Source organism: Komarekiella delphini-convector SJRDD-AB1 (genome assembly GCF_014831675.1).
Lineage (GTDB): Bacteria > Cyanobacteriota > Cyanobacteriia > Cyanobacteriales > Nostocaceae > Komarekiella.
This window is the reverse complement of the sequence record NZ_VJXY01000027.1, coordinates 71,440-89,341: the sequence shown is the minus strand read 5'-3', so window position 1 is coordinate 89,341 and position 17,902 is coordinate 71,440. Positions and strand designations below refer to the sequence as shown.

The following is a 17,902-nucleotide window of genomic DNA, read 5'->3' as shown; positions in this document are numbered from 1 at the left end:
GGCAGATGCTCAGGCGGCTATTGCATTGGCTTAATAGATATTGGAAGCGCCCCTTTGGCAGTAAGCAGACTCGTTCTCTAAAGGGTGCAAGGCGGCACAAGCTCGTAAGATCACTACCAGAACTAACCAATGCGGATCTGGAACAATTGTTTGCCCAGTTGTTGGAAGGCGTGCATCAAGAACGAGGACAGCAATGGGTATTGAGTTATCTGCGGCGATTAGAAAATCGCGTTCCGGCTGAGCGCTGGATAGATTGGTTGCAGATGTTTGGCGAAACATTGCTAAATTCATCTACACCGAATCATCAGTTAGCGACGCGGATGGTGCAATTGGGTGAATTAGACGTTGGTAGAATAGGCGACCTTGCCTATGACATTGGTACACGGTTATTGATGCAAAACTTACCTACAGAAAACTTACTACCTATAGAGTATGAAGATGAGGCGCAAGATGGTGTCGAAACCAATGTGCCTGAAGATATCCTGTCTAACTCTCCTGGGCAAGAATTGATCCGGAACTTGGGCGAACAGTTATGGGAATATGATGAGCACGATGATGTTGTCGAAACCATAGCACCTGAAGAAATCCTACCAACATCTCCTGGGCAAGAACTGATCCGCAACTTAGGCGAACAGTTATGGGAATATGATGAAGTTGCAAAGACAGTAGCACCAGCACCAGAAAACGCTGCTGTTGAGGAAAGATTGACGGATAACTTGGAAGAAATAAGAGGGGAGTATGAAGAGGATGCCCAAACTACAGAACCAGCAGGTTTCCTCGTCCCCACACAAGAAGATTCAATCACCAACTTAGGCGAACTAAAGTGGGGGTACGAAGAAGAGAATACCCCAACTAGAAGATCAACAAAAGCAGCAAATCTCATTACTCCCACTGAGCCAACCTGGGATAACTCATTGGTAAATTTAGAACCAGATGTAGCGTACACTTTAGATGAGTTGTGGATGAGGTTAGATCAGAGTACGAATTTAGTCCAACAACTGGCTTCTAATCTGGCAATTCAAACAGGCAATACCCCAAGTATAATTGAGCGACAGACTCATCAATCAAATGCAGTTACGCCAGATCAAGCATGGTTTTACCAAGGTCTTCACCAAGCCAAAACTGGCGATTTGTTAGGAGCGATCGCCTCTTATGACAAAGCTATAGAACTTCAGCCAAGTTATCACGAATATTGGTTCAACCGAGGCTTAACACTGTTTCATTTAGAACGTTTTACCGAAGCGATCGCAGCTTACGAAACAGCCATAGAACTAAAACCAGATTTTTACAAAGCTTGGCACAAACATGGTGGAACTCTGGGAGAATTAGGAAACTTTGAAGAAGCGATCGCCTCGTTTGATAAAGCCATAGAAATCAAGCCGGATTATCAAGAAGCTTGGTCTAGCCGGGGTTTAGCTCTGCTCAAGTTAGGATGGCTTAAAGAAGCAATTTCTAGTTATGACCAAGCTTTAAATCTGCAACCAGAAGACCAAGAAAACTGGTATTACCGAGGTATAGCACTGGCTGTAGGTGAGCAATATGAAGAAGCGATCGCATCTTACGACAGAGCACTAGAAATTCAACCGGAATTCCACGAAGTCTGGATAGACCGGGGTGTAGTGCTGTTTAATTTAGGAAAATGGTCAGAAGCGATCGCCTCTTGGGACAAAGCCCTCTCAGACCAACCCGATTTTTACTTAGCTTGGTATAACAGAGGTATAGCTTTAGACAACTTAGGACGGCGTGAAGAAGCGATCGCTTCCTATCGCAAAGCCATAGCCATCAAACCCGACTTTCACTTGGCTTGGTATAACCAGGCGATCGCCCTGTTTCATTTAGAACAATATACTGAAGCGATCGCCTGCTATGACAGTGCTTTGCAAATCAAACAGGACTATTGGGAAGCTTGGATTGGTCGGGGAACTGCTGCGGGACATTTAGTTAATTCCGACGGGAGTAACGCCCTACAACAAGGAGGCTTTGAGGGGAAATTAGCCAGCTACGAGGAAGGTTTGAAACATCTGCGCCCAGATACCCACCCAGAAGGTTGGGGTAGATTGCATCTGGCGATCGGTAATATTTACTATGAACAAGGAAAGAAAAATTCCAAACCTCGCGATGATTGGCGCAAAGCTGTAGCTGAATATCACCAGGCGTTGTTAACCCTCACATCAGAAGATTTTGCTCTGTTGCATCTGGAGGTTTTGCAATCTCTAAGCAAAGTGCTTGTGGGTTTAGGACAAACAACACAAGTACCAGAATTACAACAACGCGGCACAGATTTATTGCAACAATTGCTAAGTGAAGCAACTCGCTCTGATGAAAGTAAAAAACAGCTAGCTTTGAAATTTTCAGGCTTTAGTCAATTAGCAGTTGATTTAGCTGTGGAATCAGGTGATTTAGTGGAAGCTTGGGAAATGGCAGAACAAGGCAAAAATGCTTGTTTAAACTGGCTGCTCTTTGGTTGGAGTGAGGAAATCTCATCACTCAATTATGGTGCAGTTCAACAATTACTCAATCCCACAACAGCAATTGTTTACTGGCACATCAGCCCAGCAGCCTTACACACTTTCATTCTCAAAGATGGAGCGCCATCACCAATTTTGCTCTTTACACCTATACAAGATGTAGGGACAATATCTTCAGGTGAAACTGCTGTACGTCTCAATGAATTGCCTTTACCCGAAGCGGCGCGACGTTTAGTTGAATTTGAAGATTGGCTGGAAGATTGGCATCAACAATACCAGGAATATAATACCGCCCAAGATAAAGAAAGTAAAGCTAAGCATTCCTGGCGAGTGGATATGGAAGAAAAGCTGTTGCAGCTAAAAAACATCCTGAATATTTCCACAATTGTACAAGAACTTGAAGGTGTCACTCAACTGATTTTAATTCTCCACCGTGACTTGCACAGATTGCCTATTCACGCACTTTTCCATCTCTCTTCTCCATCCGAGGAAGAGTTACCGAATATGGAGGCGAATTTTACAATTACTTATTTGCCTAGCGCTCAAGTAGGTTTATCAATCAAAACCGAAAATATTCAACAGTGGCATAATCAGTTATTACTTAGTGTTGAATATCCAGATAGTGTGAGTTATCCTCAACTGAAATTTGCGAAACTTGAATCTGAAATTGTTAGTCAGATGTTCGATAATACCCAGCGGTTTCAGGGAACACAAGCCACAAAAAATCTTGTAGAAAATGCCTTTGCTGATTACAACATATTTCATTTTACGGGTCATGTCACTAACAATTTGAGTGAGCCTAAAAAATCAGAATTGGCATTAGCAGGTGAAGACAAACTGACTTTAGAAGAAATCCACCAAAAAAATCTCGCAAGTTTAAACCTTGTTACCCTGTCTGCTTGTGAAAATATCAGTACTAGTAACCACAATATCAGCACTGAATATGTAGGTTTAGTTAGTAGTTTTCTGAGCGGAGGAGTTCCTCATGTAGTTAGTACTCTTTGGACTGTAGAATCATCTGCTAGCGCCTTGGTGATGATAGAGTTTTACCGAAGGTTACAGCCAAATAAATCAGCAACTACTGCTTTAGCAGAAGCAACAGTGTGGCTGAAAAAACTAACTGCTGGAGAACTAACAAAATGGTATGAAGATTTATTAAATAACTTGCAACCAGAGGAATTGAGAATTAAAGCTTACTTGGCAACCCAGTTATATAGAAGTAGTAAAATGGTATCAGAGAAAAAGCTTTATAATCATCCTTACTACTGGGCAGCATTTATGATCACGGGTAAGCCGAATTAAAGTTTTTAGATGTTAAATAGCAGTTAAAAATCTGAAAAATTTTAAAATTAATGGTGTTAAAATCTTCCAGTCTTAAATGTGGTAATTAATAATCTCCACCCATATAGCTTTACAGAATATTACTCTATCTAAAATATTTCTATTGTGTCGCCACAGGCTAGTAATAAACATGAAATAAAAAAATTAAGCTCATCCCACCCCTAAAAGGAAATGGGATAACACGAAAGACAGTTGACTGTTAACTGTTAACAGTCAACTGTCTAAAAAGGCTTCTTTCATCTCATCCTATCCCTAGAAGGAATGGTTTTCCCAACGCCTTTTTATAACAAAAGCCAATAAAATATACTATTCATACGTATTAGTTTAGACAAGATATCTAAATAAACTAAAATCTAAATTTTTATATTTTTTGTTAATTTAAAATTAAAACGTTACCTTATAACCTTTGAGAGAGAAAACTTATTCCAAGAGGCTGATGAGAATTAGAGTAAAAAATGTAGAAATGGTATTATTACATTTGTGAAGAAATAATTTTTTCTTATAACCTATGGAAAGCCAAGTACAACAATCAGACTTCGTTGACGCTACCTCACCAAATAGTATGACAACGGTTCAAAGTTCACAGCCAGGAAATTTATCAACACTACCAAGTGCGAATAAATCTAGTGAGCGAGTCTCAGAAATCGGCAGAAAAATTTCTAATTTTTTGGAACGCCTACCGGAATACGTAGTCAACTTCTTCAATGAATACAAGCTGCCAGTTATTAGCTTTGCTTTGCTTGTGGTGGGGGTTACTGGACTCAGGATACTACTGGCAATAGTAGATGCAATAAATGATATTCCGCTTGTATCTCCATTTTTTGAGTTGGTTGGAATTGGTTACGTAACTTGGTCTGTTTTCCGCTATTTTCTCAAAGCTTCTACTCGCCAAGAATTAGCCGCAGAAATGCGTTCTATTAAAGAGCAAATAGCAGGCGAAAATGTCTCAGAACCGATGAGTTAACCGTAGCATGGTAGTGACTAAAAAAGTTTGTGCTTTTCTTGCAACGTTTCTCTGTATGGAATTGCTGCAAAATGTTGGTTAAAACGGCAATCAATAAAGCATGTCTACCTAAGAAATTTGGTAAATGATCTGGGTTGACGTGCTTTTGTATCTGTTTTATTGAAATTTGTAGATTACCAATTGCGATCGCTATATCTGCGTTTAGCTGCTTTGTTTTAGGATAGTGTTTTACTCACTGGCAATTTGCAGAATTTAGGTTTTGGGTTTTAGTCTCGAATTTTGGCGTTGCTGATTGAGAAGATGGATTTTGTGTCACGCAGAGGCGCAGCGAAAAGTATGTAGCAATATCCCGTAGGGTGCGTTTATACGGGCTAAACCATAGCTATCCGCGCTTCAGCATGCTATAAGTTCCTACCTCAGCAGATTAGAAAACACTGTATATAATTCTGACTTGAGAAAGACGCTAAAAATATTATTAGATTACAAAATGTTTTTATTAATTGTTAGTATAGGAACTCCCTTCAATGGGTGAAACACCAAGTTTAATTGAATTTAAATTGTTTGCTCCTCGAAATCAAGGAGCAAATTTAATTGGGTCTTTTTCTAGTTGGCAAGAAATACCAATGCAAAAGGGTGAAGATGGGTATTTTCGGACTCAAGTAAAACTAGAAGACGGCGTTTATGAATACAAGTTTCGCGTTCAAAGTAAAAGTCCGAATTTTGCACCTGATGAATGGGTAGATGTGATTGACCCCAACGCAACAGATGTTAATGAACAAAAAAAACTTGGACTATTGCGGATAAAAGATGGGCAACGTATTGTTGATACTTACATTTGGCAGCACGACGAAACACAGTTACCTGATAATCGAGAATTAATTATATATGAAATGCATGTTGCAGATTTTACAGGTGATGAGGTTGAGCCTGATAAACGAGGTAAATATTTAGGAGTAATTGAAAAGTTAGATTATCTCTGTGAATTGGGAATTAATGCAATTGAATTAATGCCAGTAAATGAGTACCCTGGTGACTATAGCTGGGGTTATAAAGTGCGTCACTTCTTCGCTACAGAATCTAGTTATGGTTCAACAGAAGATTTAAAGCGGTTGATTGATGAGTGTCATGGTAGAGGCATTCGCGTTTTGATGGATGGAATTTATAACCATACAGATGAAGAATGCCCTTTAATGCTGATTGACCGGAATTACTGGTACTACGAACACATGCATTATCCAGAAGACCCAGATAATTACTGGGGCCCAGAGTTTAACTATAATAATTACGATGAAAAATTAGATGTTAAGCCTGCATGGAAATACGTTGGGGATGTAGTGCAATTTTGGATTCAGGAGTATCACATTGATGGAATTCGGTTTGATGCAGTCAGTCAATTAGCTAACTTTGAATTTCTAGACTGGCTGGCTAAGCAAGCGAAAAACCACGCTACACCCAAGCAGTTTTATAATATTGCCGAACGTATTCCCGATACAAGTACTGTAGTCAAGCCAGATGGGCCTTTAGATGCTTGTTGGCATGAGAGTTTTCACTATTTTGTGGTTCCACTGATTTGTGGAGAAAAATTTGAATTAGAACAATTAAAGCAGGTTTTAGACCCCAGACAGCAAGGATATGCGATCGCCACAAATGTGATAAATTATTTGGCAACTCATGATCGCGATCGTCTATTCCGAGAATTAGGCAATCACGGCATCTTTGATGCGGCGGCATTTGGGCGAGCGAAGTTAGCAGCCATTCTGTTAATGACAGCAATGGGTATACCGATGCTATGGATGGGAGGCGAATTTGGCGAACACCAACCCAAAAGTGAAAGTGTGACTAAGCCGCAGAAAATTACTTGGTCTTTGTTAGAAGACAAGCAGAATCGAGATTTACTTGAGTTTTACAAAAAACTTATTGCTTTACGCAAGGAAAATCTAGCTCTGCAAAGTGACAATATAGAGTTTTTCCACGAAAACACCGATGCCAAAGTACTGGCTTACACCCGTTGGGATGAAGAGGATTCTTATGTCGTAGTCGTAGCAAATTTCTCCGACCAGAATCTAAATAAATATGAAATTTCAGACTTTCCAACAGCTGAATACTGGCGAGATTGGTTTGGTAACTGTGAATTGGAAGCTGGAGAGGATGGTCTAGTGACGAACTTACCAAGCTATACAGCCAAGATATTTGTTTCTCAGTAGTAGCAACAAAGGTGATTCCACATCCAGCTTAAGGGCTGTGATATTATGGGAGACTGCTGCATACATTTAGAAAACTAGAAATTAAATCGATCATGGCTCTGACGCAACTGCGAAAACAGGAAATAATCTCCAACTACCAAGTTCACGAAACCGATACCGGCTCTGCCGAAGTCCAGGTTGCCATGTTAACTGAGCGGATCAACCGCCTTAGCGAACATCTGCAAGCAAACAAGAAAGACCATTCTTCCCGGCGGGGACTTTTGAAGCTAATTGGTCAGCGCAAGAGTCTTCTGGCTTATATCCAGCAAGGAAGCCGGGAAAAGTATCTAGCTTTAATTGCTCGTCTCGGTATTCGTGGATAGGAGCGAAAGCTTATGTCTACTGAAGAATCTGAACGCAGTCGCTTGCCTTTTGAACCGAATAAAAAGCGCCCAAAACCTGCAAAAACTCAAAGTAAGCCACCAGCAAATTTAAAGACTTCTGAGGAACAGGCTCGCAAGCAACCGCCTTACACCAAAGAAGAAATGGCAATTCCCCAAGTCGTCAGCCAGCGGATGCTCCGACGAGTGGCTGGATTCTGTGGTGTACCAACAGCTTTGGGCATCACTACCCTAGTTGTCAGCTATCTACTTGCCATTTACTCCGACATTCAATTACCTCCCATCGCCGTGTTATTGGTCAACATGGGATTATTTGGGTTGGGGGTGTTAGGGATAACTTACGGCGTTCTCTCTGCTTCTTGGGATGAAGAAAGAGTTGGAAGTCTATTGGGTTTTGGCGAATTCAGCATCAATTGGGGACGAATGGTAGCGGTCTGGCGCGAAACTCGGCAAAAGAAAGTATAGTTACCAGCGCTCAGGCATCAAAATAACTGCCAGATTGGGTAAATTTTAAAGTGAATGTTGAAGTTGAAATTTTATAACTTCAACATTACTAATTAAAATTTTATAATTATTTTTGTACCCAATATTCAGTTATTCAGTCTTAAAATTACTGAGCGCTGTATCTTATTTTAATTATTTGTAATTAAGCGGATAGGTAACAATAAAGTTATGCCTCTTTACTAAAGAATTTACTTTACTAATTAGGAACTTTCATATGATTGTTGTAATGAAAAGCGGTTCCCCAGAAGCGGAAATAAACCGCGTTAGCGAGGAACTAACTAGCTGGGGATTGACACCAGAAAAAATTATTGGTCAACACAAAGTAGTGATTGGTCTAGTGGGTGAAACAGCCAGCTTAGACCCGCTACAAATTCAGGAAGTTAGCCCCTGGATTGAGCAAGTGTTGCGGGTAGAGCAACCTTACAAACGGGTTAGTCGCCAGTTCCGCCACGGGGAAGCTTCTGAAGTTGTGGTTGACACTCCTAGTGGAGTAGTTGTGTTTGGTGAACACCATCCTTTGGTAGTCGTTGCAGGCCCTTGCTCGGTAGAAAATGAAGAAATGATTGTAGAGACGGCGCGGCGCGTCAAGACAGCTGGAGCAAAATTTCTGCGTGGTGGAGCGTATAAACCCCGGACTTCTCCCTACGCCTTTCAAGGGCATGGCGAGAGTGCTTTGGAATTGTTAGCGATCGCACGGCAAGTCAGTGGACTAGGTATTATTACAGAAGTGATGGACGCCGCCGACCTGGATAGAATCGCAGAAATTGCTGATGTCATCCAGGTAGGTGCTAGGAATATGCAGAATTTTTCCATGCTGAAAAAAGTGGGAGCACAGCCGAAACCAGTTCTGTTGAAGCGGGGAATGGCGGCTACCATTGAAGATTGGTTGATGGCAGCTGAGTATATTATGGCAGCGGGAAATCCCAATGTGATTTTATGTGAACGGGGAATTCGCACCTTTGATCGCCAGTATACTAGAAATACTCTGGATATATCAGTAGTACCAGTGTTGCGAAAGCTCACTCACCTGCCAATCATGATTGACCCCAGCCACGGCACAGGTTGGTCTGAATTTGTACCTTCAATGGCAATGGCTGCGATCGCGGCTGGCACTGATTCCCTGATGATTGAGGTTCACCCCAATCCCGCTAAAGCCTTATCCGATGGCCCCCAATCTCTGACACCAGACCGTTTCGACAAGCTGATGCCAGAATTAGCAGTGATTGCTAAAGCAGTGGGACGCTGGCAACAACCAGCAGTGGCGATCGCTTAAAATTTGGTGAGCAACTTCATCTATAAAAAGTGCTAGGTTTTCATAACTAGCACTTCTTGCGTTTACTTTGTATGCGAACTTACGTTTGTGTCCCTTCAGTACATTTGCGCTGAATAATTAATCGATTCAGTAATCGCAAAAACCCGATTTATTTTCAGCAAAACGACCAATTTTCATTAACTGTAGAGAGGTTGCATTGCAACGTCTCTACGAAATAATGGGTTTTTTCGCCGCTAACCCCAGGCAATAACAGTGAAAACGGCAATTAACGAAACCAAGCCAAATAGAATAATTGAACCAATAGTAATGCTCATCAGATTATACGAGCGAATTGGTCTATATAAATAGTCATTTCGCTTCAGTGATTGAACATTCATCAGGTATATAAAAATAGCTATAATTAACAGAAAAATGCCCAAAGCAATTGAACTCAAACCAATAATGTGAGTCCATCTCGCGTTGATAACTGTATTATTCTTAGGAAACGCTCGATGGAGCGCACTAAAAATCCGATTAAAAGCAATACCAAACCCAATTAAAGATAAGCAATTTTGAATCCAGCTTGTTAAGGTTCGTTCAGCAGCAGCGCGATTGCGCTCTTTAGCTAATTCGTTGGTGAGGCTAGTTAGTTTTTTGAAAGGGTTAGAACTCATGAGCAGCTTTCTGGACTGAGCAGAATTGATAGCAAACGTAAGAATTCCATAGGCTGAATTAAAAAGTTGCCTTTACCAAAATCCCCACAAAGGCAAAAATACCAATGCAGACTAGTGCGATCGCAACGGTCAATCCCAAAGAGCGGCGCGGCGTGTAAAGATATTCCTCGTTACTCTGGATATGACGTAGTTCTTTGCCGTGTTCTATCGCTGCAACGATCATGGCATACGTACCCAGGACAATAAAAGCAATACTCAAAATCCGAGAAAGTCGCACAGGATTGATGTTTTTAGCCACTTCTAAACTATGGACAGCACTCACGATCGCATCAATCCCAAAGCCAAAGCTGATTAGGGTAAGACAGGTGCGAATCCATGCCATCAGGGTACGCTCAGCCGCAGCTCGGTTGCGCTCTTTGGCAAGTTCGGCTTGAATATTAACTAATTTGCGAGTAGGAATAGGGTCATTCATTTGACAGTGTTTTTTGTAAGGTAGGCAATGCCCACCAATATTTTAAATGGTGATCATAGAGAATTTTTTATACATTGTCCATTCTACTATTTGTAGTCTATTCATTTGCAAAGCGCTGTAAATAAACTGATGAATGCTAATGTTAAGATGCAAACGTCAGTAATGGTTTCCGGCATAAAAAGATTGCAATGAAGGAAGCTAGACCATGTTATGACATACTCCACGCACTCACCTTCTGGTGCTTCCGCTCCGCGAATGCGGCGAGTGAGAGGCTTCTTTTTGTTTTAGCTAAATATTAGCGAACTTCCTCACGAATTTTCCCTGATGAAAACATAAACGTGAATACAATCCATTAAATTTTGCAGAAACTAATTGTAGATTTCAGAAATTCTCAACTTATTTTTTCACATACATTTTGTCTATTTTGTCAATGCTTTAGTCCTACTTCAACTCTTTTTTAAACTTTGAGCCAATACTGTGTAATAAATATTAATCAATGTGTTGAAATGATTATGAAGTTACCAGCTTATTTTGTAACAGGTGTAACAAATTCGACATTCCTTAATGAAGGAAAATCTATTTTATAATCTTGCAAATACCTGCATAATTTTTTTTACACTCCAGCGATCAATACAATACCCATGTGTATGAGAAGCTTTACCTAGGCTGTCATGCAACAACATTGAGGAATGCACAATGTCAAATAGCCCAGGGTTGTATATTCTACTAGTCAGTGTTCACGGCTTAATTCGTAGTAACAATTTAGAATTAGGACGAGATGCTGACACTGGCGGACAAACGAGATATGTGCTAGAACTCGCTCAAGCTCTAGCCGCAAATCCACAAGTAGAGCGTGTAGACTTAGTAACCCGTTTAGTTAACGATCCCAAAGTTAGTTCCGACTACGCCCAACCTCTAGAACTTGTTTCTGACAAAGCTCGAATTATTCGCCTGAACTGTGGCCCGCGTCGCTATCTTCGCAAAGAAGTTCTTTGGCCACATTTAGATAACTTTGCAGACGAGTTACTCAAGCACCTACGCCAAATTGGAAAATTACCCCATGTAATTCATACCCATTACGCCGATGCTGGATATGTGGGTTGTCGAGTTGCTGGTTGGTTAGGTATACCACTTGTGCATACCGGTCATTCCCTTGGACGTGTGAAACAACAACGACTGTTAGAACAGGGAACTAAACCAGAAACCATTGAAAATAACTTTCATATAAGTACCCGAATTGAAGCCGAGGAAACTACCCTAGCGAGTGCAGCGTTAATCATTGCCAGTACCCATCAAGAAGTAACACAGCAATACGGCATTTACGACCACTATCAGCCGCAACGAATGGTTGTAATTCCTCCGGGGGTAGCGCTGGAACACTTCTACCCAGTGCCTAAAAATTGGCAGGAACCACCAATCTATGAGCAATTAAAAAGATTTCTCATAGACCCTCAAAAGCCGATTATTATGGCGCTTTCCCGTGCGGCGATGCGTAAAAATGTTAGCACTCTTGTTAAAGCCTATGGTGAAGATCCACAGTTGCGTCACTTAGCAAACTTAGTTCTTGTGTTAGGAAACCGAGATGACATCACTACGATGGAATCAGGCCCACGCCAGGTACTCACAGAAATCTTCCAGCTTATAGACCGCTACGACCTTTACGGGTATGTTGCTTATCCCAAGCACCATAGTGCCGACGAGGTGCCTGAGCTATATCGATTAATCGCGAAAACACGAGGAGTCTTCATCAATCCGGCATTAACTGAGCCATTTGGTTTAACCTTAATTGAAGCTACAGCTTGTGGTGTACCAATTATTGCCACATCAGATGGTGGGCCGCGAGATATCCTGGCAGCTTGTAACAATGGGATGCTAATTGACCCTCTCGATATCAAACAAATCCAAGATGCTCTGCGAACGGCGCTAACCAATACTGAACAATGGCAAAGTTGGTCTAACAATGGCTTGAATAGTGTGAAAGAAAATTTCTCTTGGGATAGCCACGTAGAGAAATATCTCGAACATGTGCTGCAATTGCCACAACGACGAGTCCAATCTCTGCTCAGTCCCCTGCCAAAAGCTCCAGCAACCGACTTGCCTGATTGGAAGATACCTAGCACAAACCGCTTACCAACCGCAGATCGTTTTCTCGTTTGCGAAATTGATAATACTCTATTAGGCGACCAAGAAGCTCTGCAAAAATTAATCGAGCAACTGCGTAATAAAGGTAACAATATCGGTATGGGAATTGCTACTGGGCGAAACCTGCAAAGTTCTTTACAGATGTTGGAAGAATGGCGGTTTCCAATGCCAGACCTGCTAATTGTATCGGCAGGTAGCGAAATCTACTATGGGCCTCAGATAGTCACAGATACGAACTGGCTAAGACATATTAGTTACCATTGGCAAGCTGAGGCTGTTCGCAAAGCAATGGAGGAACTGCCTGGAGTGGTAGCACAACCCCCGGAAGTCCAAGGTAAGTTCAAACTCAGCTACTTTGTTGATGAAGCCAAACCAATCTCCTTTAAGGAAATCATGCGTCATCTGCGACGGCATCGGCTCCATGTTAAAGGAATATACAGCCATAACATGTATCTTGACCTGTTACCGATCCGAGCTTCTAAAGGAGACGCCATTCGTTATTGTGCTTTGAAGTGGGGATTACCAATCAAACGTTTTTTAGTAGCAGGTGCATCGGGTAATGATGAATCGATGCTGGCCGGGAATACGCTAGGTGTAGTTGTGAGCAACTACAGTCAAGAAATTGAAAAGTTGCGTGGCTATCCACAAATTTACTTTGCTCAAGGACAGTACGCATGGGGAATTTTGGAAGCACTCGATCGCTATGACTTTTTTGGTACTCTTTCTTACACAGAATCGGAAATGATGGCAGTCTGAAAAAATATTTCACTTTAACTCGCCAAACTTGGGACTCCACCAGCCTTTGGCTGTAGTGAAATAAACCGCATCTTTATGCTTGCGGTCATTCCGGGATTGAGGGTCAGAACACCGGAGCATTGTCTTGCTCTGTCCTTCTTTGGTGTAGCTATACTCCTCCAAGGGTTTCTTACATACTGGACAGGGATATTTTGTGATCAAGGCTTTCGACTTTTGAGGATTTTCACCCTTAGCTGCCTTAGATCGAGGTGGTTCCCAAGTTTTGTTGAGATCGCTCCAAAACAAGACAGTATCTTCACAACCGCTAATACATTTGAGGAAGTATTTCTTTTTGACCTTAGTACTGGGAATTTTGGCTAGAAAGTTGTTGCACTGTTGACAGCGAGTTCTAGAAGTTTCATATTTGCGCTCTCCTACTGGTGAAGCTTTTTTAAGAGCTGAGGAACTAATAACCACAGTCTTGGCTTTTGCTAAAGCTGGCGCAAAGTAATCTTGATTCCAATCTGTAAGATAGTGCTGCCAAGAGTGTTTGCCTTGGGCGATCGCATCTAGGGCATTTTCCATCTTGGCAGTAAATTCTGCCTCCAACAAATCCGGCAATGCTTTGACCAAAAAAGCATCAACTTCTAGGCCCAAAGTTGTTGGTTGTAGATGTTCTTTTGTCAACTGCACATAACCGCGATTTTTCAGGGTTGAGACAGTTGGCGCATAGGTACTAGGGCGACCAATTCCTTTACGCTCCATGAGCTGCACTAGTTTGGGTTCACTGTAACGAGGTGGTGGCTGTGTCTGTTTTTGCTCATGTCCGGCATTTTCCAGGGTTAGCGCCTGCCCTTGCTGCAAAGAAGGTAGAATCGTATCTTTACTGAGGTTATTCCAATACCGAGCGTAACCGAGAAACTCTACCACTTGCCCACGAGCAAGCCAGAGCAAAGAACCAGATTTAGTAATCACCTGAGTTTTACGCAGTTGAGCAGCACGACACTGAGAAGCAACTGCTCGTTTCCAAATCATCACATACAAATCAAATTCCAAAGCCGAAAGTTCCTGGCGCAATTCGGCTGAGGGACGAAATACATCTGTTGGACGAATCGCCTCGTGTGCTTCCTGCGCTGTTTTAGCACTGCGATGTTTGGCAACTTGCTGCGGTACATTTTGCGGATCATGCTGTTCTAACCACTGCTTCACGCTGGCACAAAACTCTGGACTTAACATCACTGAATCTGTACGCATATATGTAATTAACCCTGCCTCATACAGCTTTTGGGCTAAAAACATGGTTTGATCTGGAGCAAATCTGAGCTTGGAACCAGCTGCTTGTTGGAGAGTGGAGGTGGTAAACGGTGGAGGTGGTTGGCGAGGAACAACTTTTCCTTCAAGCTGAATTACCTGATGAGGATAGCGCCGTGCTTCCTCAACTAAGCGTGTTGCTTCGGCTTCTGAGAGAACCCGTTTAGACTCTGGTGCATCCTTACTATTACCCGCTGCATCATCATGGGCTTCTAGTTCCTGCTCCGGTGCATCTGAGCGAGTATTCACCATTCCTTTGTAAAAAGCACGGAACCCAACAACATAATCTACCCAGACACTCCAGTAGTCTTGAGGGACAAAAGTCAAAATCTCTGTTTCTCGCTGACAAATCAGGTGTAATGTAGCGCTCTGAACTCTTCCAACACTTTTAGCTCCGTTGTTTAGCGCCCAGACTAAGGGGCTTCCTTTGTAGCCAACTAGCTTATCCAGACAATCTCGGCACAATCCCGCACCTACCAAGTTGAGGTCGAGCTTTCTCGGATTGGCGATCGCTCCTCGAACAGCCGATGCTGTAATTTCAGTATAGATAACTCGTTTCGGTTCTCTTAAACCCAGCACTTCTTTCAAATGCCAAGCAATAGTTTCTCCTTCCCGGTCTGGGTCGGTTGCTAATACAACCTCATCAACCTGCTTGGTAACTGCCTTTAGCTGCTGAATCGTTTCCTTTGCTCGTTGATCACGAGGGACATAGTTGCATCTTATACTCCTGCCATCCATAGTGAAGCCTAATGAATACTCGCCCTCATCGCTGAGTTCTCGGATGTGTCCACAACTGGCACGCACAATCCACTCAGAACCCAGAATTTGACTGAGCTTTTTGACTTTGCCAGGGGATTCAACGACTAGAAGGCGTTTCGGCATAGCACCTGCTTTTTGGGATGTTATCTAAAAGTAGGTAATTAACTCTTTATAGTACATTTTAGTATTTATGTACTATATTAAACATGTTTTTATGACCTAGGATAAGAAAAAATTAACCGAATTTCCTAGGTTAATACCGTAATATTTAAAACATAATATTCGATTTTTGAACTTACCATGCAATAGACATCCATGAGCAAAGCCAGTAATGATGAAATGTTATTGCAACAACCGTGGCAGCGTGAGCGGCAGGCAATGGCACTTTTGTCTTCTTTAAACTATCGAACTGGGGAATTAAGTAGCTATTTGCACAATATTGCTTGCGGAGTCAGTGATTTACTTGATGTCGGTTGGTCAGTTGTCACACTGTGTCAAACAGGGTTTGAGAAAGTGCTGGCAAGTAGTATTGATATGGGCGAGGGAGAACATGTTTATTCGTTACATGGTTCATTAACTGGCAGTGTCATCCAAATTGGTCAATCGTTAGCGGTGGAAGATGCTCAAAAATACCCAGAATATGGAGACGCTCCAGAAGGTTATTGCTCATATTTAGGAATACCCCTGCGGACTGCTCAAGGTGAAGTAATTGGTACTATCTGCTCTTTTCACCAGCAGCCACGGGAGTTTACTTTAGAAGAAATCCAAATTGTAGAACTATTTGCTGAACGTGCGGCAACAGCGATCGACCATTACCATCTTTATCAGCAGCAGTGTCAATTTAATCGTGTTCTGGAAGCTGAAGTCGAAAAACGCACCGCTCAATTGCGTGCAGCTCAAACTAAGCTGGTAGAGCAGGAGCGCCTAGCAGCGATCGGAGAATTTGCAGCCAGTATTGTGCATGAAATTCGTAATCCTTTGACCACAATGCTCATGGGATTAAAGTATTTCCAGAAAACCGTTTTGATTGAATCTGCTCAAGAGCGCTTATCGTTAGCACTTAGCGAAGCCAACCGTCTAGAACGTCTATTAAGTGAAATTTTACTCTACGCCAAGCCCCAAGTTTTACAGCTTTGTGAATTAGACGTGAATGAATTCATTCGCGAGTCGCTTATAGTAATCTGCGAGATGCCAGAAGCTCTAGACCGGCAAATCGAATTTATGCCAGCATCGTCTGTAATCAAAATCTTGGGTGATAAAGACAAGCTCAAACAGGTGTTTATCAACATTGTTCGTAATGCTTGCGAAGCAGTTGCAGCCGGAGATATCATCAAGTGGCAAGTAAATAACTCGCTAATAGATAAAGTCTGCATTCATGTCAACAATGGCGGAGAACCCATTCCATCGGATGTTATTGCCAAGCTTTCACAGCCGTTTTTCTCTACAAAACCTTGTGGTACTGGATTAGGACTTGCTATTGCTAAACGCATTGTTATTGCTCATGGTGGCGAACTATTAATTTGTTCTGAGCTTTTGACAGGTACTACAGTAAGTGTGCAATTACCTGTGGTAATTAGCTAGGCATAAATCAATTAAAGTTTGTAGTGAGGACTTTAGTCCTAATAATACTTGTTAAGAGCGATGAATCGCTCAATACAAACTAGGATTTTTTTATGAATTATACCTTCTTAGCAAAATCAAAAGATGAATTCGTAATTAAGACATACGAAAAAAGACTTGAACACTGCTAAAATATTTCACCATGTCGGCAGGAAAAGAAATGGTGCAGGGGAAAATATTGCTAAAACCTGGCACTTTATGGACAAGTGTCAAAGACCGAACTAAACACGCTTTACAATGCGGAGCACTGCTGTCAATACCAACAGAGTTTGAATTTGTTGAACAGAATGAAGTGCGCTTTTTGGTACGAATTTTATCCAATCTTGTTCGCAAGGACGCAGCTAAACAGCAACAGAAAAAACAAACTGCTTCTTCTAGCAAGGATTTTAATCCATTTCTTCCCTACGATGAGGATTTGTTTGTTGCGGATATTTCCGACACTCATGTATGTATTTTGAATAAATTTAATGTTGTTGAATATCACTTATTAATTATTACTCGTGTGTTTGAGGAACAAGAAAGCTTACTGACGGTAGAAGATTTTGTTGCTATGTTGGCGTGTCTGGCTGATTTCGATGGTTTAGTATTCTACAACAGTGGCAAGAGTGCTGGTGCTAGTCAGCGACACAAGCACTTACAAGTTGTACCTTTACCACTGACACCATCAGGAGTGCAGATACCCATTGAACCGTTGTTGGCATCGGCAAAATTTCAGGACTCTATTGCAACTATACCGGGATTTCCTTTTGTACACGCTTTTGCAACTATAGACCCGCATTGGGCAAAGTCTCCATTAATAACGGCTGAGGCAACTTTGGATTGTTATCACAAGTTATTACGTGCTGTGGGTTTAGATGTTGTTGATGGCAGACAATCTGGTGCTTACAATCTTTTAGCAACGAGAGAATGGATGTTGATTGTACCGCGATCGCAAGAGCATTTTCAGTCTATATCTGTGAACTCATTAGGCTTTGCGGGTGCGCTGTTGGTGCGAAATGAGGAACAAATGCAGATTCTTAAGAATCAAGGCCCAATGACTATACTCAAGAACGTTGCTTTATTAAGCTAAATTACCA

12 protein-coding genes are annotated in these 17,902 nt (G+C 41.9%); 9 read left to right on the top strand and 3 right to left on the bottom strand.

The window, feature by feature from the left end; translation table 11 throughout:
• The first annotated feature begins 5 nt into the window (after nucleotides 1–5).
• The 6 genes from FNW02_RS22485 to aroF all read left to right on the top strand — a co-directional run bounded on the left by FNW02_RS22485 (nucleotide 6) and on the right by aroF (nucleotide 9,134).
• On the top strand, nucleotides 6–3,770 hold the full coding sequence (locus FNW02_RS22485; protein WP_191759711.1) for a CHAT domain-containing protein: 3,765 nt from the start codon (nucleotides 6–8) through the stop codon (nucleotides 3,768–3,770).
• 601 nt (nucleotides 3,771–4,371) lie between these two features.
• Nucleotides 4,372–4,773: a CAAD domain-containing protein gene (locus FNW02_RS22480; protein WP_225225838.1), complete on the top strand. Its 402-nt coding sequence runs from the start codon at nucleotides 4,372–4,374 to the stop codon at nucleotides 4,771–4,773.
• A gap of 524 nt (nucleotides 4,774–5,297) precedes the next feature.
• Nucleotides 5,298–6,977, top strand: a complete 1,680-nt coding sequence (locus tag FNW02_RS22475) for an alpha-amylase family glycosyl hydrolase (protein WP_191759709.1) — start codon at nucleotides 5,298–5,300, stop codon at nucleotides 6,975–6,977.
• Nucleotides 6,978–7,069: 92 nt separating this feature from the next.
• Nucleotides 7,070–7,339 carry a 30S ribosomal protein S15 gene (gene rpsO, locus FNW02_RS22470; protein ID WP_191759708.1) on the top strand — a complete coding sequence of 90 codons (270 nt, stop codon included), beginning with the start codon at nucleotides 7,070–7,072 and terminating at the stop codon, nucleotides 7,337–7,339.
• Nucleotides 7,340–7,351: 12 nt separating this feature from the next.
• Complete coding sequence (locus FNW02_RS22465; RefSeq protein ID WP_191759707.1) at nucleotides 7,352–7,822, top strand: PAM68 family protein; 471 nt, start codon at nucleotides 7,352–7,354, stop codon at nucleotides 7,820–7,822.
• A 253-nt stretch (nucleotides 7,823–8,075) separates the two neighbouring features.
• Entirely contained in the window at nucleotides 8,076–9,134 is a 1,059-nt protein-coding gene (gene aroF / locus FNW02_RS22460) for a 3-deoxy-7-phosphoheptulonate synthase (RefSeq protein WP_191759706.1), read from the top strand.
• A 233-nt stretch (nucleotides 9,135–9,367) separates the two neighbouring features.
• Here aroF and FNW02_RS22455 read toward each other — a convergent pair whose 3' ends face one another.
• Nucleotides 9,368–9,787, bottom strand: a complete 420-nt coding sequence (locus FNW02_RS22455) for a YidH family protein (RefSeq protein WP_191759705.1) — start codon at nucleotides 9,785–9,787, stop codon at nucleotides 9,368–9,370.
• A gap of 58 nt (nucleotides 9,788–9,845) precedes the next feature.
• Nucleotides 9,846–10,259, bottom strand: a complete 414-nt coding sequence (locus FNW02_RS22450; RefSeq protein ID WP_191759704.1) for a YidH family protein — start codon at nucleotides 10,257–10,259, stop codon at nucleotides 9,846–9,848.
• Between the two features lie 696 nt (nucleotides 10,260–10,955).
• Between FNW02_RS22450 and FNW02_RS22445 the strand changes: the two genes are divergently transcribed.
• A complete protein-coding gene (locus FNW02_RS22445) occupies nucleotides 10,956–13,157 on the top strand; it encodes an HAD-IIB family hydrolase (protein WP_191759703.1) in 2,202 nt (733 codons plus the stop codon).
• A gap of 9 nt (nucleotides 13,158–13,166) precedes the next feature.
• Here the strand turns inward: FNW02_RS22445 and topA are convergent, their stop codons facing one another.
• Nucleotides 13,167–15,329 carry a type I DNA topoisomerase gene (gene topA / locus FNW02_RS22440; RefSeq protein WP_191759702.1) on the bottom strand — a complete coding sequence of 721 codons (2,163 nt, stop codon included), beginning with the start codon at nucleotides 15,327–15,329 and terminating at the stop codon, nucleotides 13,167–13,169.
• Nucleotides 15,330–15,521: 192 nt separating this feature from the next.
• Between topA and FNW02_RS22435 the strand changes: the two genes are divergently transcribed.
• Nucleotides 15,522–16,787 (top strand): GAF domain-containing sensor histidine kinase, encoded by a 1,266-nt coding sequence (locus FNW02_RS22435; RefSeq protein ID WP_191759701.1) that lies wholly within the window; start codon nucleotides 15,522–15,524, stop codon nucleotides 16,785–16,787.
• A gap of 199 nt (nucleotides 16,788–16,986) precedes the next feature.
• Nucleotides 16,987–17,895, top strand: a complete 909-nt coding sequence (locus tag FNW02_RS22430; RefSeq protein WP_191759743.1) for an ATP adenylyltransferase family protein — start codon at nucleotides 16,987–16,989, stop codon at nucleotides 17,893–17,895.
• The last annotated feature ends 7 nt before the right edge of the window (nucleotides 17,896–17,902 follow it).